Here is a 19,462-nt window from a genome sequence, read left to right on the forward strand (position 1 = left end):
TACTGTCAAGCCACCAAAACCTGTGACTGCACCCGTTGCTGGCAATGACAAAGACGATGACAACGATGATGACGATGTTGATAATGTCGATCGTACTGTCAAGCCACCAAAACCTGTGACTGCACCCGTTGCTGGCAATGACAAAGACGATGACAACGATGATGACGATGTTGATAATGTCGATCGTACTGTCAAGCCACCAAAACCTGTGACTGCACCTGTTGCTGGTAATGACAACGATGATGACAACGATGATGACGATGCCGATGGTACTGTTGAGCAACCTCAACCTGTTGTTAGTAATGCCTATTACGACGATTTTGTTAATACAGCCAAAGATTACTTCCGCAAACTCAACAATAATAACAATGGTTTGAGCGATGACGATGACGATGACGATGCTGATGATATCGATAGCAACTTAGGTACAGATGACGATGCTGATGATAATAATGCGGAACAACCTCAATCTATTGGTGACAATTTAGACACCGATGACGACGATGATAATGATGATGATGATGATGATGACGATGCTGATGATGCTGATGATGATAATAATGCGGAACAACCTCAATCTATTAGCGACAATTTAGACACTGATGACGACGATGCTGATGATGATGCTGCTGATGATTGCACTTGCGATAAACCTGATGCGATTACTGATAGTTTAGATTTCAGCGACGATCACGTTGATGCAATGGAAGATTTGATTCGCAATTTCAAAAAACAATACGGCGATGATGGCGAGGTCGATCGACGTGGGACTATTGGTGATGATTTCAATTATGTCGAGTATCTTGAGTCAGTGAAAGATTTTATTGAGGGTTTGAGCGATGACGATGACGATGATGACAATGACGATGACGATCTAGATGACAATGACGACAGTGATGACGATGACAATGATGACAATGACGATCTAGATAACAATGACGATGATGACAATGATGATGACGATCTAGATAACAATGATGATGACGATCTAGATAACAATGACGATGACGATCTAGATAACAATGACGATGATGACAATGATGATGACAATGATGATGACGATGATGACAATGACGACGATGACAGTGACGACAATGACGATGACGATCTAGATGACAATGACGACAGTGATGACGATGACAATGATGACAATGACGACAATGACGATCTAGATGATCGTGATGATGATGTTGATGATTGCAATGTAGATAAACGCGATGACCTTACTGACGGTGTAGATTACAGCGACGATCTCGATGCAGCGAAAGATTTCGATCGCAATTCTAGCAATGACAAGGATGATGACAACAAGGATTTCGGTAAAGTTTTCGATAATGCTGATGATTCAGGTGACGATACCGATGACGTAGATGGAGGGGTAGATACCCAGTTCAACCCAATGGATCAACGAACCGTACAATGGTCTAATGGTGATGAAAGCACTGATGACAAATTGTTGGGAAGCGAAAACAAAGATACCCTGTTAGGCGGAACCCAACGGAATGATTTGTTGACAGGCAATGCTGACGACGATCGCATTGATGACGATCGCAACGCCAGCAGTATCTACAGCAACCAAGGAAATGATTTGCTCTTAGGTGGCGGTAACGCTTTACTGGGTGGCAATTCCAGCAACGATCTTCTGACAGGGGGTCAACCCAAGAATACACTTGTCTTGGGAGATGACAGCGGTATTGATATCATTTCTAACTTCATCAATAGTCTTGATAGTCTCGGTTCAATCAATGGATTTAGCACGGATCGGCCAACCATGATTCCTGGTGGTGGCGATGCTTTGATTCCCACAGACGATCGCCTGTTAGGCAATCCCGGAGTTTTGCCCAATCCACTCTCAACCCCTGATTTTCTCTCATAGTTCTCAGTCTTGATGAGCGATCGCCTTTGGTTGCAGAAATAGTAGTCGGGGCGATCGACTTTCTGAAACCGAGTTTCTCTGCCAGACATCGATCGAATTTAAATATTGACTCAAGCAAAATCGGATTTCAGATTCATTTTGGGAGAGGGCTGATACCCTCTCCCGAAAAAAATCTGAAGCTTTTTTTATTTCTGAGGACAAACATAAGTGCGATCGATGTTTAATAAGTTTCTTAATCTGTCCGCAGCTCTTCAGTAATTTTACGGTGATAGCCCAATAGCGATCGGGCAAAAGAGCCAATTAATCCCTGTAAAACCACTGAAAATCGATTTTGTTTGATAACATAGTTTTAACGCAAGGTTAAAAGAACATGAAATTTCAGATTTTTCTAACTCCCGCAGGCATAACTCAATTCCTACTTCGAGTCGTAGCTTTTTTAGTTGTAATGTCTTTCTTAGGGCAAATGACAGTGTACTTCTTGCCGAACTACCCCTTCCGAGACTACTTGGCAAAAGCATTCAGCGTTGATTACGAGCGAAACATTCCAACCGCATACTCAATTTTGGCATTGCTGTTTAGTTCTACCTTGCTGGGGACGATCGCCTATGGGAAGAATTTGGATAGCGATCGCTACAAAAACCACTGGAAAGTGTTATCCTTCATATTTTTCTATATCTCTTTCGATGAAGCAGTTCAAATTCACGAAAAGTTTATGGAGCCGATGCGATCGCTCTTAAATGCCACGGGCTTTCTTTACTTTACTTGGGTTGTGCCGATCGGTTTTCTGGTAGCGATATTCCTATTATCCTACGCTAAGTTTTTGTTCCACCTTCCTACTTCTATAAGAAACTTGTTTGTTGCTGCCAGCCTTCTTTATATTGGAGGAGCATTAGGGATGGAAATGGTAGGGGGATACCAAGCTTATACGGTTGGAATGGAGAATATACCTTACCTAATAATTGTGACTATTGAAGAGTTTTTAGAAATGCTGGGCATTATTGTCTTTATTCACGCCTTGACATCGTATATTAATAAATATTTAGGCGGTGTAAGTTGGACATTGTTCCTAGGGAAAAAACAGCAACTACACAACAGCTCAAGTATCGAGATGGTTGCTATTAGCGAATCGGCAAACCAAAAGTAGCGCAAATTCGCGGACAGATCAATGATCATTTGTACCAACACAGCATCTAAAAATGAGATTGATATATATAGCAGTCTTTGCAGAAGTCGTAAAGTTTTTGCCCCCAGCCCAGCCCTCCCCTTATAAATGGGAGGGAGTAAGAAATTTACAAATGATTTAGGATTACTATAGTTTTTTTTGAAAATAGTGGAAAATGCCGAGATATCAGGGCTATTTCATTCTCTTGTAGGGGCGGTGCCCCCGTGCCCGCCCTCTCCGAGTAGAGGGGTAGGCACGGGGGCACTACCCCTACAAAATCGCAATAGTCCTGAGAATGAAATAGCCCTGGCCGAGATATAATGTAATCACCTTGAACGGTTGCAAACAGTATGTTATGTTTCGAGATAGTTTAGATAAAATTGGCACAGAATCATGATATCAAAGTATATTGGGATGATGCTACAAGCCGCTCTAATAGTTACTCAGTTTGCACCTAAAGCGGCAGCCAATACTAACAGTATTATTCCGGTTCAATTAGCAGAAACTGCTACTGTCAAAACTGAATGGCAAGAAAATATTTCTGAATCAGAGAGCAATGAAATATCACCGCCAACGATCGGCGGACAAATCCCACAATCTGGGAATACAACAGAATCAAATCCCAAAGACACTTGTCTCCAGCCAGGGCAACCGACAGCAGCAATCACTGAATATATCTTGCCTGTCCCAGTCAAAGTATCTGGGAATGCTATTTCGGTAAAGATTACTGGGATTACTGCATTCAGTCAAGCTCAAATTGATGCGGAAATTAGGACGATCGATCAGCGGTTTGTCGATCGCGAAATTCCCAATGATGAATTTCTCGATTTTTTAAAAGAAGTAGAAAATAAAATCACTCAACTCTATCGTAATAATGGCTATATCTACACCCAGGCTCGACCGCAAAGTGCTACAATTATAGACGGCGGTTTTGTCGAAATTCGCGTAACAGAAGGCAGTGTTTCAGAAATTCTAATTCGAGGCAGACAACGGTTAAACTTGTCTTATCTTTGCAGTAGAATTAAAGCGGGAGTAGGTACTCCTTTTAGCACGGTAGAACTCGAAGAAAAATTAAGACTACTACGTTTAGACCCGCTTTTAGAAAGCGTACAGGCAAGTTTGCAATTTGGTAGAGCAAACCAAAAGACTTTGACTATTAGTGTCAAAGAAGCAAAACCCTTCGCGGCTAGTATCAGTTTTGACAATTACTTTCCTCCCAGCGTTGGATCGGAACGAGTTGGAGTTAATCTGCGGTATCAAAATTTAACCGGAATCGGAGATGAGATGGTCGGTTCTTATTATCGAACTACATCGGGAGGTGCTGAGGTGTTTGATTTGAATTATCGATTGCCACTCAATTCAATGAATGGCACGCTACAAGCAAGAGTAGCACTCAATCAAAACAAAGTTACTCAATCAGATTTTGATGATTTGGGAATTAGGGGAGATACAAAATTGTACCAGGTGATTTACCGCCAGCCAATTGTGCGATCGACCGATCGCGAATTTGCGATAATTGGCGGTTTCACCCATCAAGACGGTCAAACCTTTATTTTCGATCAAACACCTGTTCCCTTTGGCATTGGGCCCGACGACAATGGAGTCAGCCGCACCAGCGTCATTCTGTTCGCTCAAGACTATGTAAGCCGCGGGACTCGTGGTTCTTGGTTAGTGCGATCGCAATTTAGCCTCGGCACCGATTTATTGGACGCCACAACTAACAATTCTCCCATTCCAGACGGACAATTCTTGAAATGGAACGGACAAGTGCAGCGAGTGCAGCAACTCGATCGAAATCATTTATTAATCCTGCAAACAGACTTGCAACTAACTCCAAATAGCCTGTTACCATCGCAGCAATTTGTGATTGGCGGCGTTCAATCGATACGCGGCTACAGGCAAAACGCGCGGGCTGGAGATAACGGATTTCGCTTGTCAGTAGAAGACAGAATCGCTGTAAGGAGGAATGCAGCCGGAACCCCCACACTTCAACTTGCACCATTTGTAGAATTAGGAACGGTTTGGAACTCAGCCAAAAACCCGAATCCATTACCAAAACAGACATTTTTAATCGGCAGCGGTTTAGGAGTAATTTGGCAACCGTTTCTCGGTATAGAGGGTTTAAGCGTCAGACTTGACTGGGGAATACCGTTAATTAATTTACGCGATAAAGGCAACAACCTGCAAGAGCAGAGCTTGTATTTCGGTGTAGGATACACGCTCAAATAAAACTACTGTATTAGTAACATCTCTTAGATTTGTAGCAGAATTATTGCGGAACAGGTTCTATGCGTGTTCCACAATAATTCTGCCAGATGTCTAATGAAATAACTTACAATTTGATGATTCTTGTGGGATGGGCGTCCTGCCCGTTTAGAAAGGACGGGCTATAAAAGCCCATCCCACTTTCAAGAGTGTAAATTATTTAATTGGCGATAACTGACTCAACTCAAGCGTTTTCCTCATCCGCCGGGTCGCCGTAGGGGTCTTCGCTAGCGGGGGTGACGTTGCCGAACATTCCAGCATCCGCATAGGAGTCTGCCGGGTCGCCGTAGGGGTCTTCGCTGGCTGGGGTGACGTTGCCGAACTGTCCGTAGTCGGCGGGATCGCCGTAGGGATCTTCGCTGGCGGGGGTCAGGTTGCCGAATTGTCCGTAGTCGGTACTGGCGTAGTCGGCGGGGTCGCCGTAGGGGTCTTCGCTGGCCGGGCGGGCGTTGCCGAATCGCCCAGGAGTTGAGGGATCTTCGTAATTGGCGTCAGGATCGACTTGCTCGCTGTCTGGCCCGACGATCGCATCTTTTAACTTCCGAAAAAATCCGTCTACCATGATAAAGTTCCTCTATTTTATGTGTTGAAAAACTGTTGTTTTAGATTGGGAATACCAGAGTTAAGGGAAAATCATGGAACCTGCAATCTAAAATCTCCAATGGTGAGGCTACTGTGCCGGAACAGGACTTGTAGCTTCCGGCAAGCCTTTCAAGTCTCGACCGGTAGTTTGGTTGTTGTATCCCTGGAATTCCCGGTAACGCGCTGCTTCGGACTCAGGAACATTAACCTTAATTCCTTCAGGCGGTGGCGTTACCCAGTGAGCGCGATTTTGGGCATCGCGGTAGTAAACCCGACCGTTTTTGGAAAGGTAATGTTTTCCCTGCGCCCCCTGTTCTTGTTTATTTTTGTGCTGATTGTAGATGTAGTAAAGGGCGGCCGCTCCTGCTAAAGTAATCGCTACTTTTTGAGTATTGCTCAATCCTTTTTTTGCTTCGGGCGTAGGAGTGGCGCGATTAGTTTGCACTGATCCAGCGCGAGTGTCGTCAACGGTCGGCGGGGGAGCCGAACTTTCCTTGCTAGAACCGCAAGCACTCAAAAACGGAAAGGTCAGCAGCGTTGTCAGCAGCAGAGCCATGAAGCGCGATCTTCTGGTTTCGGGTTTGATTGTGTTCATTGCCGCTCCGAATTGTCGGGATTACAGGTAGGGTGTGTTCTGGCGAGGTTGAGGAACCTGAGCTGCTGCTAACCGTTTTGTAAGTACATTAATTACTCAAAGCAATTGTGACAAAAGTAGTTGCCCAGAACTTACAACAGCGCAGGTACGGCATTGCATTTCTCTTTGATCATCCGCAAATTTTTCTAAGATTGGCTCATGCTAGGGATATAAATAAGGTTTGTTTTTTTTCAGCCCGCAGGTATATGCGCATACGTTGCCTGAGGTAAAAAAAGTTTGTTGGTGGGCTGCCCAAAGCGAAGTGAAGCAGACCGACGGGCGAGTCCGAAACCAAAAGCGGCACAGCCGAGGGAGAGAAGGCGGGATTTAATTGTGCGAACCGGCTTATCTGAAATACAGACAATTTTGTTGTGGAAATTCAGGAGAAGTCGATCGCGCTGCTGTATTAATAATTAACCGAGATAGAAAGCCACAGTGGCTTTTCAGAATTTTTATGAAAATCCAAAATATAATTACTGCTGGATTGTCGATCGCCCTTTTATTGGCTGCGGTCAAATACATACCTGATTTAAACAAGCAAAACCAAGTCAAGCAATTGCTGGAGACCAAACAGTGTCCAGAATGCAATCTCAGCAATGTCAACTTGAAGGGAATGGACTTACAAGGATTTAACTTGCAGGGAGCCAACCTAGAAGGTGCTAACTTATCGGGAGCAAAATTGGCGAATGCCAACCTAAAAAATGCCAACTTGAATAAAGCCAACCTGACTGGTTCTGATTTGGGCTGTAGCGGCATAAGTTTCAATCTTGATACTAATGGTCAAGCAGCAAATATGGATTTTAAAGTCAGTGCCGTTCCCGAAAAAAATAACCCAGAAAATGCAGTAGTTGGTTTTAATATGAAATCAACAGACCGAGGAGCCACAATGCGTTTCAATCTTCCGGGATGCGCGGATTTCGAGAATGCTACAATGCAGGAAACTAAAATGCCCGATGGCAACATTCACCTTTAGTTCCCGGAAATATAGCAACCTACTGTCTCATCATTTGTCAACTTCTTTTCATTCTTTCTGCTCTCTCTTTTCTCTTTCTCTGCGTCCTCTGTGGCCTCTGTGGTTCATTAAAAAAAACCGCCGTCTGAACAGCAGACAGCGGTTTTTTAAGTAACTAACAGCCCCTAAAATTAGTGAGCAGAACCGTTACCGTGATACTTGTCACTATCGTAGAATCCGTTTTTTGTGCCGAAGAACAAACAGCACACGGTGAAAACTGCTGTCAAGACTGCTAAAACTAACTTAACGTCCATAATTTACTGTCTCCTGTTTGATGAGTGCAAATACTCAGATTGTAGAATCTTTTTGGCTGGCGCGGCCATCTACCAGCGTAGCGCCTGATTTGCTGGGCTGTACTCTGGTGCGCCAGTTTCCTGATGGGGAGATGATTCGGGGAATGATTGTGGAAACCGAAGCTTACGCCCCCGGAGATCCCGCTTGTCACGCTTACCGACAGCAGACTCCTCGCAATCAGGCGATGTTCGGGCGTGCGGGTATCGGCTACGTTTACTTTATCTACGGGATGTATCACTGTTTTAACGTGGTGACGGATGCGGAGGGAGTGGGTAGCGCTGTGCTGATTCGAGCTTTGCAGCTAGATGCGCCTCCTGTCAAGTTTGCTGCAATTCCCGAAAAAAAGCAGTTGCGCCTCGCCGCCGGGCCTGGGAAGCTGTGTAAGGTGCTGGAGATCGATCGAACTTTAAACGCTTTACCTTTGGCTGTCGGGGAACCGCTGAGGTTGGAACACCGGAGTGCCCAATTTCAGGAGGCGATCGAGTCAGGTACGGTTAATATTGTGCAAACTACGCGGATCGGGATTTCGCAAGGGATGGATTTACCTTGGCGTTGGTATATTGGGAACTGTGCGGCTGTATCTACATTCAAGTAATGTCAAAGATGTCACTGTAAATTTTGTCACTTATCTCAATCAAATTATGGCTTATTCTTCTGAAAACCCGATCGTACAACTCAAAAAATGCCTGACACTCGCTCAGGATGTTGGGAGTCACGCCGAAGCTAACCGAGCTTTTGAGCAGTTGTGCGGGATTATCGATGCTGAAAATCCGATGGCGGCGCAACTTTTGGAGATGTTGTGGGAAGATGCAATTCTGGCTAGGCGATCGGCTGTATTTTGGCAGCAAATGAGCGAGGTTGAGAAAGATATGGCGAATAGAATGATGGAAAATATGACGCAGATGAGACAAAATTATTTGCGCTTGATGCAAGAAATGTAGGATTTGGGAATGGGGAATTGGGCAAAGAGGGCATGGGGCATTGCTAATTGCCCGGACTTTACCAACAGGCGTAGGGTGCGTCAGTCCAGATATTTAACATCGAGCGAACAGTTGGTTTCTGACCGAATAGCCGGGGTTTGAAGCCCTTACTCAGGTCGGCAGATTGTGATAAGAACGGAGTTTAAATCTCCGTTCTTATCACTTCGCTCTCAACTGTCAACTGTCAACTGTCAACTGTTTAAGCACCCTACGATCAATTTTCCTACTTCATTAAAGCAGCGCCGCGGTTGTAAAGTTCGCGGGCGTAATCAGTCCAAGTTCCCTGTCCCCAATAGCGAAAACAGCTTGTTTGCACTAACAAATTGTAAAGCAAAGCTTGCTGGTATTCAAACTGCTTGGTAACTGTGGCATCTTGCTGCACCAGCCGATCGTACTTTTGGTGAAAGGCAGCGCTGAGTTGATTCATCGGTTCCAGGACGTTTTCGTAGCCCTTCACCCAACTCAAATCGTTTGTCCAAGAAGCACCATCCATGTGAAAATTGTGGTCTGTTTGCTTGAGTTGGGCGATCGCACTTTCGACCTTTTCCGGTGTAGCATTATCAGCATCGACTAACTGCCAGATTTTGTGCTGGTTAACCCCTTGACAAATCGGATAATCATCAGGATTAACACCCGCCGCCTCAATCATCTCCAAATATTCAGTACCGTTTAAACCGACAACACCGGATTTGCCGCCACCTTGAGAGCGGTTTTCGTGCCAAGCTTTCACAAAGGCGCTGGGGAATTCATTCATCATCACGCCGCCATTTTCGCCATCGGCAATTTGAGTGACTAAAGAAGGAACTGTGACATTGCCAATTTGCTGTTTGTTGCGGACTTTCGCTTCGTAATACGGCTGCATTTGTCCAACCAACTTTGTATCGGAACCTTGAGTTTTAATCAAAGCCGTAATGCTGATGGTTTCGCCGCGAGAATTGCGGGCTTGCAAACGATTGGGAATGTATTTTTGGTCTTGCGACAAGCCGGAACCGTCGAGATTTTCCACAGAATGTTCCTGCACCATCAGCCAGCGGTAGCCGCATTCTTTCAAAGCTTTGATGTATTCGTACAGTGTATCGGGGTGATTGGGAAAGTGCATTTCTGGAGGCGAAAAACCTTTAACGCGCTTCAAGGCATCCAATCCGAAAATTGCGGCAAAATGATGTTGCCATGCTTGAATTTGGAGTTTGATATCGGGAATTGGAGTTGAGGGAATGACGGCGTGACTCCACATTGTTCCCAGCCATTCTACGTGGGGTTGATATTGAGGATCGCAGGTAATTCGCTTGAGATTGTCAAAGATATCGTCGCGTCCCATTTGGCGCAATCCCCACAATAAATTGCCCGAATAGTCGAGCATGATTCGCGGGTTGCAGCCTTCAGAAATGAGTTGGGGAATGAATTCTCCCATGCGGGAATAGCACCAAGCAAAGACTCCGGCATTGTGGTTGTCTCCTTGGTTGGGATTTTCAAACATATGCTGGAGATTGCAGATTAGTTCGCCGTTTGCACCTGCTGGAATTGTGGGTTGGTGCATATGCAGGGCGCAGGCGAATCCGGCTTGAATGTTTTCGAGGCGCAGATTTGTCTTAGGTAAAAAGACTGGTTCGTTGCTGTTGGCTGCGGCGCTGATTTCTGCTTCCGATCCGCAGATGTTGGGTAATCCTGAGCGAAGTTCTTCTAAAACGGGTGGGTTGGGGGATGGTGCGATCGCAGACATAAGTTTTTCTCAAGAATTGTGGAGGAACGCGGTCTGCTATTTGGTAAGATAGCTATATGCTTTTAGGGTAGCAGAAAAGGTAGCAGATTTAAGTAAGTATCGAAAAGTTAGGAATAATCTTTGAGTTAGTTATGCGATCGATATTCGGAAAAAGACGAGACAACTGGCGATTTGCATCAAGAAATTGAGTTGACAAAAGCGATCGAATGAGTTAGGTTTTTCGGAATTTGTCACTTAGTTGCAGATATTTCGACTTGGGTTCACAATGATTGATTATAAAAACCGCAAATTAAGGCAGATAAACACAGATAAACGCAGATAAAAGTCTGCCATGATTATTGTCAGGTTGCTGTGCGATCGCCCTGAGACTTTGTACCTCTACCTCGCAGATATTTTATGAATGAAAAAAAACTGCTCCTACAGCAGGCGGCGATTAATTTGCTGGTGGCTGTAACCATTGTTCAACCTGGATTGGCTGCGATGCTCGCGGATTCATCGGACTCACCGCATTTGCAGCCGCAGGTACTGGCTTACGAGCCGCCCGCGCGGGGAGCACCGGGCGATCGCGGAGATGCAGGCAGCCGCGACGATATTCACCACTTTTTAGCTTTAATTCCGGCTCTAAATTTAGGATTGACTGCGATCGCACATCCGACTTTTTGGCTGTACTTGCCGGCTCCATTTCCCGATGACATTCCCTTGGAGTTTGTGCTGCGAGACGAACAGCAAAATGTAATTTTTAGAACTATTTTTGAAATAGAAACAACTGCGGGAATTGCGAGTTTTTGCTTGCCACCAGATTCAGATCCTCTGGAAATTGGCAAGAAGTATAACTGGTACTTTTTCTGCGGGAATATCTCCCGCCACGGGTGGATTGAGCGGGTGGCGATGAAACCAGAAATTTTGGTACAGCTAGAAGCAGCATCGCTGAGGCAGCGCGTTTTGATGCTTGCTGAGCAGGGTTTGTGGTATGACACAATCGCAGAATTAGTTGCACTGCGCGATAAATTGTTAAGCCAATTACAGGCAGCTAATTTAGAGGAAAGGCTGGTGATTTATGCTGAAAATGACTTGCGGTATGAAGCGCTGGCAGAATTAAGTGGATTTGATAAAATATCTTCTCTGGCGACTTTGGAGGCTGACTGGGAGGCTTTATTGCAGCATCCGTTTGTGCGGTTGCACGGGATAGTTTCACCACCGTTTGTTTGAGTCCGAACGTGTATAATACATAGGCCGGGGCGGGTTTTTGAGATTGTGGGTTTTTGGCTCAGATTGTTGGTGAACCCGCCCCTACAGGAATTAATGTCAATGGATCGAACACGATCGTTTTTATTTATGGTGAGCTTGCTGCAAAAAAAAAACATCCGAAATACTGTAGGGGCGGGTTCGCAAACCATCTACAAAATCGACAAACAATCTAAAAAACCCGCCCCATCCCCGCCATTATTTACATTAACAATTCCCTAAATCCGATCGTGCATAATACATAGATAGGCCGGGGCTGGTTTTTGAGATTGTGGGTTTTTGGCTCAGATTGTTGGTGAACCCGCCCCTACAGGAATTAATGTCAATGGATCGAACACGATCGTTTTTATTTATGGTGAGCTTGCTGCAAAAAAATATCCCAAAATCCTCTAGGGGTGGGTTCGCCAACCATCTAAAAAATCCACAAACAATCTAAAAAACCCGCCCCATCCCCGCCATTATTTACATTAACAATTCCCTAAAAATGAAAAGATAAACCGATCGATGAAATACCCGATATTAAGCGCCTACAATACTTTCAATAAAGCACCGATCGCCCTTTGGGCATTTGATGCAGCAGGAAACTTGGCGAGCGATCGCCCGGATCTCCCTCCAGCACTGCTAATTGACAGCGTTTGCCGTGCTGTTGAGCGATCGCAAAACGGGCCGCAAGAAAGCCTGCTGCTGACTGGAGGTTACGTTACTTTCCCAGTCACTCCTCTACTGGATCTCGGCACGGAAGACTTTTCTATCTGTGCGTGGATTCGCACGGAAGATTACGGTATTGTCAAAATTATCGATAAGCGGATTGAAAATTCCGGCCCTTTGCAGGGCTGGAGTTTGTTTATTTATCAAAGTAGAATTAACCTGCAAATAGCGGATGCAAAAGGTTGGCTAAACTGTGGTGCAGATCGTCCAGAAAAAATGGATCTTTTCCCAGTTGTTAGCGACAGCCAATGGCATCATGTTGCGGTAACAGTCGATCGCAATTTAGCGGATGGAGGGCGCTGGTATGTCGATGGTAAGGAAGTAGGTGAGCGATTTAGACCCATCTACCAACAGGGTTCTCTCAGCAATAATATGCCCCTGACTGTTGGCAGGCGATCGGACGATTTTGGTGGCATTTATCGAGGCAATATTGGAGATATTCGGCTCTACAAACAGGCGCTGTCGCCGGCAGATGTGTTGTCGATTTACCGATCGATTCAGTCTCCTATTAATAATAAATTTTTTGTTAATATTCTGAAGAGACCAGAAATACCGCACCCCGAGCAAGATTCCTTCTCGGACAGTGATAATAATACCCTGGAAAGATACTCGCAGGCGATGGAATACTATCAGGAGTCGCTAAATATTCATAGAAACAACGGCAACGGCTACGGAGAAGCGAATTCTTTGAACAATCTAGGCAATATTTACAGCGCGCTGGGGGAATACTCGCAAGCAATTGACTCTCACCAGCAAGCGCTAAATATTCAGCGAGATATCGGCGACTGCGCTGGACAAGTGGATTCTTTAAACGCTTTGGGCAATATTTACAATGCTTTGGGGGAATACTTGCAAGCAATTGAGTGCCACCAACAGTGTTTAAAGATTGAGCCGGAAATCGGCAACCTCTATGGAGAACCTAATTTCTGGCGCGATTTGGGGAGTGCATATCATTCCCTGGGCGAATACCAGCAGGCGATCGAATGCCAACTTCAGTCTTTAGATATGGCAATAAAACTCAACTCTAAGCATAGAGAATTGAACTCCTTAAACGCTTTGGGACGTACCTATGTTTCCCTGGGGAAAAATCAATTGGCGATCGAATACTGTGAGAAGTCCCTGAATCTTGCAGCGAAAATTGACAACCGCTTTGGGGAAGCTAATTCTTTGGTGATTCTGGGTAATGCTTACAGTAATTTGGGGCATTACTTGCGGGCGATCGCATTTTACAAACAATCCTTAGATATTCAGCAGGAAATTGGCGATCGCTCTGGGGAAGCAACTTCCTGCCGAAATTTGGGCAATGCTTACCGCTGTTTGGGGCAGTACCAGCGGGCGATCGAATACAGCCGCAAGAGTTTGGAGATCGCGCGGGCGATCGGCGAAACCGCATCAGAAGGGGCAACTCTCAACAATTTAGGACTTGCTTTATTTGACTTTGGCAAGTTTGCAGAAGCTGAAACAGTCCTGGGCGATGCAATTCAAACTTGGGAATCGCTGCGGGTCAAATTGAGCGATCGCGATAACTTTAAAGTATCTATTTTTGAAACCCAAGCCGCAACTTACCGCCATTTGGAAAAAACCCTGATCGTCCAGAACAAAATAGAAGCAGCACTGGAAATTGCGGAGCGATCGCGCGCGCGAGCTTTTGTAGAGTTACTGGGTGCTCGGTTGTCGGCAAATTCAGATGCGATACCCGATATTAAGCCGCCTAACATCGATCGCATTCAAGAAATTGCCAGAGCCCAAAATGCAACTTTTGTAGAATATTCGATTTCTTTTTTAGAAGAACTCTTTATTTGGGTAATTCAGCCGAGTGGTGAAATCGCATTTCGCCAAGTTGATCTCAACTACGAACATACTTCGCTCAAAGAATTGGTTGCCGATTCTCGCGAGGCGATCGGCATCAGGAATCGCGACTTCAATCCGACTCTAAAATTTGACGCGGGCGATTTAGTCAAACTCCACGATGATGCGCCGAATTGGGAACCATGGCAAGTAATATCTGTAGATAAAACTGACAATATTCTTTCGCTCTGCCAATCCTCTTGGCCCCCAGGATTGACTATTCCGAGGCCTGCAATTGATGTAGCAACAAAAGTGGAATCGAGCCTCACCAATCACCCTCGCTTGCAAAAACTTTATCAACTGCTAATCGAACCGATCGCCGACTTGTTGCCGACAGATCCAGCAGCTAAAATTATCTTTATTCCTCAAGCCGAACTGTTTTTTGTGCCGTTTCCGGCGCTGCAAGATGCTGCTGGGAAATACTTAATTGAAAAACATACTATTCTGACCGCTCCTGCAATTCAAATTCTGGAATTAACCAGTCAAAAACGGCAAGAAAATTCTAATTTAGCTGGGGATATTTTAGTAATAGGAAATCCGACGATGCCAGAAGTTGCTTTGGTACCGGGGAAACCTCCGCAGCAGTTATCTGCTTTGCCGCATTCAGAAACCGAAGCTAATACGATCGCCAAATTGTTCAAAACCCAAGCCTTAACTGGCAAATTCGCTACTAAAGCCGCCGTAATTCAGCGATTGCAAAACGCCCGCATTGTCCATTTAGCCACCCACGGATTGCTGGATAACATTCGCGGAATCGGCAGTGCGATCGCCCTTGCACCCGATCGCACCGATAGCGGTTTGCTGACGGCTGAGGAAATTTTGCACCTGCACCTCCAGGCGGATTTAGTAGTTTTGAGTGCTTGCAATACCGGCATGGGGCGGATTACCGGTGACGGAGTTATCGGCTTGTCTCGCGCTTTAATTTCGGCTGGTACATCCAGCGCGATCGTGTCTTTGTGGGCGGTACCAGATGCTCCTACAGCCGATTTGATGGTGAAATTTTATCAAAATCTCGATCGAACGGGCAACAAAGCTCAAGCCCTCCGCAGCGCCATGCTGGAGACAATGCAGCAACACCCAAATCCGAGAGATTGGGCAGCTTTCACCCTAATTGGTGAAGCTTCAACAGTTGACAGTTGACAGTTGACAGTTGACAGTTCGAGAGCGACCTCTACTTATAAGTCCGAGGATTGGAGTAATGAATAGTCTGATTTTAATTTCTCCCGAGCAGGCTTGGGGCTTTCAACCAATTCTTTCTGGAAATCGGGAGTTTCGGTTAAATTTTGTAAAGAATTGGCAAATCCCGCGAAAAAATTAGTTTTTTGACTGAAATCTCCACAGAAAGGCGATCGGGCCTGGATCGGTCATTTCGATTTTCGATTTTCGATTTTCGATTTTCGATTGGGAATGACTTAGATCGTGTTCAGTCAATCACCAGCAACAAAAACGGTTTGTAGTGAGGACTTCAGTCCTCACAATCAGAGGACTAAAGTCCTCACTACGAACCAAACTTATGATAGTTGTTTGACCGAACAGGATATTACTACTTAACTTTGCGCCATTAACAATTGAGTTGAAAATTATGAAAATCTCTGCCCCTCAAAACACCAAAATTCTAGTTGTAGAAGACGACGCGCCAGTTCGCAATCTAGTCTATCGCTTTCTGAAGCAGAGATATGAAGTACAATTTGCAGCCGATGGCAAAACAGCCTTAGAAATATTTAATGAATTCAATCCAGTTCTAGTTATTTTAGATTGGAATTTGCCCGACACTACAGGCTATAAACTTTGTCAAGAAATGCAAAAAATGACCAATGTTTTAGTCGCCATTCTCAGCAGCCGTACCGCCGAAGAAGATCGAATTAAAATCCTGAAAGCAGGTGCTGACGATTTTATATCCAAACCGTTCAGTATTGAAGAATTAGCAGTTAGAGTAGAAGTCTTGCTGAGGCGTGGGAGAACTGTCAACCCGCCCCGCCTTGTCTGCGGTCAACTAGAAATTGATTTAATGAACAGACAAGTAAGATTCCAAGGGCAAACTTTAACTCTCACCAGCTTAGAATATGAGATATTGTGTTTTTTAGCAACTCATTCAGATGAAGCTTGGACTCGCCAACAGCTAATCGAAAAAATTTGGGGTTGGAAATCCAATTACGCATCAGAAGAGCGAGTAGTGGACGTGCATATCGGCCAGATTCGCAAGAAAATGGCTAAAGTCGATCGGGCTGTGCCAAATTTTATTCAAACAGTTCGCGGATACGGTTATACATTTGCTCCGAATGCTCGCAATCACAGAATATTTTCCAATTAGAATCGAATAGTCAAAGTCTTTGCAATCAAATTTTTGGACGTTGCTCAGAGCAACATCCAAATTATTTTGGCAATACAAGCCTATTGAATAAACAACTTTAAATCCGCTCTTAATCCGAATGATTAATCTCTCTCTTTTCTCCCTCTGTGTCCTCTGCGGCCTCTGCGGTTTAAAAAATCCGGTACAGCCAGACATGATATAATTTAAAATCCCCAAAAAAAGGTATGTAGTTGCGATGCAAGCGCTCCGATCGCAGATAATGAAGAGCGCTTGCATCGCAACAACGTACCTAAACTCGATCGCAAACAATTGCAATACCAAACGCCCCCAACATTGCCACAACCGACGGCACCAAAGGCACCCACCAGCCCTGGATTAGCAAAAACCAGCAAACACCGCCCAAAATCCCCACAAAAGCGATCGCCCGCAACACAGCAAACAGCCTGCGCCGGCTCAAAATCGCGATCGTGCTACCAACTGCTGCAGCGCCCAAAATCCACAGCATTTCCTGCCACAGAGAAACAATTTGCAGCAGCGGGCGCCCATCCAAAGCAGCACTGATAATTTGACTAGACATTTGTGCTTGAAGTAACACCCCCGGCATTTTCTGGTAAGGTATTTCTCGCGCGCTGTAGGGTGTAAAAAAATAATCGGGATTGGAAATCGGCGCCGTCACACCGATAAAAATAATTCGCTCTTTAATCAAATTGGAACTGACTTTTCCTTCTAACAGTTGTGTCAGGCTAACTCGCTGAATAAAATTTTGGGGCGATCGATAATTGAGCATAATTTGAAAACCGCGACTATCCAGATTGTGATAAGCGCCTGTACTGCCGTGAATCGGTGCAAAAACTGCCTTTCCCAGCTCTATCTTATCTCCTGACAAAGTTTTTGGTTTGATGCTTTTTGCTGCTAGGTAATGGAGTGCAGCCCTCACGCTCAAAGAATGTTCTGTAGCACAACCATCGGTTGTCTGCGGCTGGATAAACAGCAAGTGGCGGCGGAGAGTGCCATCGGCATCAGCCACCACATCGCTAAATCCGAGGCGCTCTTTTGGCAGTGCAGGTGGCGGTTTGATCCCGCATTTGTTCGGTTTGCCACTTTCTTTGATGCTGCACAAACCAATTAAACTTCGATCGCTCTTAAAGCTAGCAGCCAATGCCGCATAACCGACTCCGACAGGGCGAGGGCGAAAGATATCCAGGGCGATCGTTTGCGGTTGATACTGTGCTAAATTTGCTAGTGCTTGGGCGATCGTCCCATCCGGCAGCGGAAAGCCGTATTTTTCGATATCCGTTTCCGTTGCTTCCACCAGCAACAAACGCGAATCCGAGCTTTCGGGGGGACGCAGGCGCATCAATTCGTCAAAAGCTTGCAATTCCGATACTTGCAGCCAGCCCAGCGATCGCATTCCCATGACAAAAATAGCAGCAATTGCGATCGGCAACAGCCCAATTTTATAGCGGTACCGCCAAGATAAAGATGGCGAATTACTGGCATTTTCCACCTCTGGTTTGTGCAGCAACTCTTGCCAAGTCGGCGGATTAGCAGCAGGATTTTGACAAATTACCGGCAGCCAATCCGCGCCCGGAATTTCTGACTCTAATTCTGCCAATCTTTGCCTCGCCATACGCACTGACAGATACAAAGATTTCCCGCTGCAAAAATAGGCGAGAAAATACTTTAAAAAATCTTGGGCAACTCGATCGCAAACAGGTTCCCGCATGACGATCGTTTGGGGGATTCCCAAATCTTCAAGCTGCCGCGCTATGCCCAATCCATCGCAAGAATTCACCACAGCCAACTGCAAGCCACTGCTAACCGCTAGCTTGAAACCGTGTTTCAATTCTTTTACTGTTAAACTCTCGGTTTTATTAATATAAAATTTACCATTTCGACCGTCGCTGTCTGTAGAACTGTGTCCGGCAAAAAATAAGATATCCCAGTTTTTTTCCCAAAGCTCTTTGCCGATTTGGCTGCGGTTTGGTTCTACTAAAAAAGTAATTTCTGTTGATGGCAATTCTGCCAAAATTTTGCAGTCTTGTTCAATATCAATATTTTGACTGTTACCCAATATTGCTAAAATTTTTACACAATTTTTAGGGTATTTTCCCAAACTCTCATATCCCCAGCGGGCGGGCACGGGGGCACCGCCCCTACAAAGGGGGGAGAATGGTGTCAAAGTTCCCCTTTTTAAGGGGGATTTAGGGGGATCTGAATCTGATTGCAAAGTTTCAAAATACGCCCTAGAGACATTTATGTTGGCAGGTGGCGGTTTTTTAGAAGCTGTGGCACTCAAAGCAATTTCAGCTTGCGGATAGCGATCGAAAATATCCCAACAGTACCAAGGCAGCCGCCGCAAAACAATGTCGTCAGTTTTGATTAAAAATCGAACTGTGTCCAACGGGCTTAATTGTGCGAGCAATGTTTCTCTGAGTTGGCGAAACGATTCGGAATAGAGCCAGCTATTGATTTGCTGGCTTAATTGTGCTGCCAAATCCCGGCATTTTGCCAACTGTTCCGCACGAGAGCTACTAATGGTAATCGCGATCGGCTTAATGCGGAAATCTCCCAAACTGCGGTACACTGACTGCCAGCGATCGTAGTTGTCAGCTATTTCTGGTTTCGGAGGCAGGAAACCTGGGATTTCTACTGTGGCCCGTTCTCCTTCCGGGCCGATTTCCAGAGTAGCTCGCACGCCTTTTGTCAAGTTATCATCTAGCTTTAAGACAACTAATTTTTGCATGGTTGACACTCTCAGGTTTTTGATACACTGAGATTTTTGATTCCTCAAGCCAAATTCCTGGTAAAGGTTTAATTTTAAT

The 19,462-nt window shown here is 45.2% G+C and carries 14 protein-coding genes and 1 pseudogene; 10 read left to right on the forward strand and 5 right to left on the reverse strand.

What is annotated here, in order from left to right; translation table 11 throughout:
* From QZ918_RS18975 to QZ918_RS18985, 3 genes and pseudogenes are all read left to right on the forward strand, one after another.
* Window positions 1–1,876: pseudogene (locus QZ918_RS18975) on the forward strand (hypothetical protein); the annotation flags it as partial.
* A gap of 370 nt (window positions 1,877–2,246) precedes the next feature.
* Window positions 2,247–3,020: a DUF8692 domain-containing protein gene (locus QZ918_RS18980; protein ID WP_293337627.1), complete on the forward strand. Its 774-nt coding sequence runs from the start codon at window positions 2,247–2,249 to the stop codon at window positions 3,018–3,020.
* A gap of 411 nt (window positions 3,021–3,431) precedes the next feature.
* On the forward strand, window positions 3,432–5,267 hold the full coding sequence (locus QZ918_RS18985; RefSeq protein WP_293337629.1) for a ShlB/FhaC/HecB family hemolysin secretion/activation protein: 1,836 nt from the start codon (window positions 3,432–3,434) through the stop codon (window positions 5,265–5,267).
* Window positions 5,268–5,487: 220 nt separating this feature from the next.
* On the opposite strand, the gene QZ918_RS18990 is transcribed toward QZ918_RS18985, so the two are convergent.
* Together QZ918_RS18990 and QZ918_RS18995 are read right to left on the reverse strand one after the other, a co-directional pair.
* Window positions 5,488–5,865, reverse strand: a complete 378-nt coding sequence (locus tag QZ918_RS18990; protein WP_293337631.1) for a translation initiation factor — start codon at window positions 5,863–5,865, stop codon at window positions 5,488–5,490.
* Window positions 5,866–5,973: 108 nt separating this feature from the next.
* On the reverse strand, window positions 5,974–6,480 hold the full coding sequence (locus tag QZ918_RS18995) for a hypothetical protein (RefSeq protein ID WP_293148490.1): 507 nt from the start codon (window positions 6,478–6,480) through the stop codon (window positions 5,974–5,976).
* A 493-nt stretch (window positions 6,481–6,973) separates the two neighbouring features.
* Here QZ918_RS18995 and QZ918_RS19000 point away from each other — a divergent pair, with 493 nt between their 5' ends.
* A complete protein-coding gene (locus tag QZ918_RS19000) occupies window positions 6,974–7,492 on the forward strand; it encodes a pentapeptide repeat-containing protein (RefSeq protein ID WP_293337633.1) in 519 nt (172 codons plus the stop codon).
* Window positions 7,493–7,662: 170 nt separating this feature from the next.
* Here QZ918_RS19000 and QZ918_RS19005 read toward each other — a convergent pair whose 3' ends face one another.
* Complete coding sequence (locus QZ918_RS19005) at window positions 7,663–7,785, reverse strand: DUF8629 family protein (protein WP_096830678.1); 123 nt, start codon at window positions 7,783–7,785, stop codon at window positions 7,663–7,665.
* A 20-nt stretch (window positions 7,786–7,805) separates the two neighbouring features.
* On the opposite strand from QZ918_RS19005, the gene QZ918_RS19010 reads away from it, so the two are divergent.
* Window positions 7,806–8,420: a DNA-3-methyladenine glycosylase gene (locus QZ918_RS19010; RefSeq protein ID WP_293337636.1), complete on the forward strand. Its 615-nt coding sequence runs from the start codon at window positions 7,806–7,808 to the stop codon at window positions 8,418–8,420.
* Between the two features lie 46 nt (window positions 8,421–8,466).
* Window positions 8,467–8,766, forward strand: coding sequence for a hypothetical protein (locus tag QZ918_RS19015; RefSeq protein WP_293148499.1), 300 nt, complete (start codon window positions 8,467–8,469; stop codon window positions 8,764–8,766).
* A 262-nt stretch (window positions 8,767–9,028) separates the two neighbouring features.
* Here the strand turns inward: QZ918_RS19015 and QZ918_RS19020 are convergent, their stop codons facing one another.
* Entirely contained in the window at window positions 9,029–10,525 is a 1,497-nt protein-coding gene (locus QZ918_RS19020) for a polysaccharide deacetylase family protein (protein ID WP_293337638.1), read from the reverse strand.
* Between the two features lie 396 nt (window positions 10,526–10,921).
* On the opposite strand from QZ918_RS19020, the gene QZ918_RS19025 reads away from it, so the two are divergent.
* The 4 genes from QZ918_RS19025 to QZ918_RS19040 all read left to right on the forward strand — a co-directional run bounded on the left by QZ918_RS19025 (window position 10,922) and on the right by QZ918_RS19040 (window position 16,637).
* Window positions 10,922–11,734, forward strand: coding sequence for a DUF928 domain-containing protein (locus tag QZ918_RS19025; RefSeq protein ID WP_293337640.1), 813 nt, complete (start codon window positions 10,922–10,924; stop codon window positions 11,732–11,734).
* Between the two features lie 99 nt (window positions 11,735–11,833).
* Window positions 11,834–11,992, forward strand: coding sequence for a hypothetical protein (locus QZ918_RS19030; RefSeq protein WP_293337642.1), 159 nt, complete (start codon window positions 11,834–11,836; stop codon window positions 11,990–11,992).
* A gap of 282 nt (window positions 11,993–12,274) precedes the next feature.
* Window positions 12,275–15,466, forward strand: a complete 3,192-nt coding sequence (locus QZ918_RS19035; RefSeq protein ID WP_293337644.1) for a CHAT domain-containing protein — start codon at window positions 12,275–12,277, stop codon at window positions 15,464–15,466.
* A 442-nt stretch (window positions 15,467–15,908) separates the two neighbouring features.
* Entirely contained in the window at window positions 15,909–16,637 is a 729-nt protein-coding gene (locus QZ918_RS19040) for a response regulator transcription factor (protein WP_293337646.1), read from the forward strand.
* A 289-nt stretch (window positions 16,638–16,926) separates the two neighbouring features.
* Here QZ918_RS19040 and QZ918_RS19045 read toward each other — a convergent pair whose 3' ends face one another.
* A complete protein-coding gene (locus QZ918_RS19045; RefSeq protein WP_293337648.1) occupies window positions 16,927–19,383 on the reverse strand; it encodes a CHASE2 domain-containing protein in 2,457 nt (818 codons plus the stop codon).
* Between the last annotated feature and the right edge of the window lie 79 nt (window positions 19,384–19,462).

The organism is Microcoleus sp. CAWBG58 (genome assembly GCF_020883045.1).
Lineage (GTDB): Bacteria > Cyanobacteriota > Cyanobacteriia > Cyanobacteriales > Microcoleaceae > Microcoleus.

Excerpts from the sequence above, each read along its gene's own strand:
- QZ918_RS18980 (WP_293337627.1), top strand. The coding sequence starts at position 2,247 with ATGAAATTTCAGATTTTTCTAACTCCCGCAGGCATAACTCAATTCCTA.
- QZ918_RS18985 (WP_293337629.1), top strand. The coding sequence starts at position 3,432 with ATGATATCAAAGTATATTGGGATGATGCTACAAGCCGCTCTAATAGTT.
- QZ918_RS18990 (WP_293337631.1), bottom strand. The coding sequence starts at position 5,865 with ATGGTAGACGGATTTTTTCGGAAGTTAAAAGATGCGATCGTCGGGCCA.
- QZ918_RS18995 (WP_293148490.1), bottom strand. The coding sequence starts at position 6,480 with ATGAACACAATCAAACCCGAAACCAGAAGATCGCGCTTCATGGCTCTG.
- QZ918_RS19000 (WP_293337633.1), top strand. The coding sequence starts at position 6,974 with ATGAAAATCCAAAATATAATTACTGCTGGATTGTCGATCGCCCTTTTA.
- QZ918_RS19005 (WP_096830678.1), bottom strand. The coding sequence starts at position 7,785 with ATGGACGTTAAGTTAGTTTTAGCAGTCTTGACAGCAGTTTTCACCGTG.
- QZ918_RS19010 (WP_293337636.1), top strand. The coding sequence starts at position 7,806 with ATGAGTGCAAATACTCAGATTGTAGAATCTTTTTGGCTGGCGCGGCCA.
- QZ918_RS19015 (WP_293148499.1), top strand. The coding sequence starts at position 8,467 with ATGGCTTATTCTTCTGAAAACCCGATCGTACAACTCAAAAAATGCCTG.
- QZ918_RS19020 (WP_293337638.1), bottom strand. The coding sequence starts at position 10,525 with ATGTCTGCGATCGCACCATCCCCCAACCCACCCGTTTTAGAAGAACTT.
- QZ918_RS19025 (WP_293337640.1), top strand. The coding sequence starts at position 10,922 with ATGAATGAAAAAAAACTGCTCCTACAGCAGGCGGCGATTAATTTGCTG.
- QZ918_RS19030 (WP_293337642.1), top strand. The coding sequence starts at position 11,834 with ATGGATCGAACACGATCGTTTTTATTTATGGTGAGCTTGCTGCAAAAA.
- QZ918_RS19035 (WP_293337644.1), top strand. The coding sequence starts at position 12,275 with ATGAAATACCCGATATTAAGCGCCTACAATACTTTCAATAAAGCACCG.
- QZ918_RS19040 (WP_293337646.1), top strand. The coding sequence starts at position 15,909 with ATGAAAATCTCTGCCCCTCAAAACACCAAAATTCTAGTTGTAGAAGAC.
- QZ918_RS19045 (WP_293337648.1), bottom strand. The coding sequence starts at position 19,383 with ATGCAAAAATTAGTTGTCTTAAAGCTAGATGATAACTTGACAAAAGGC.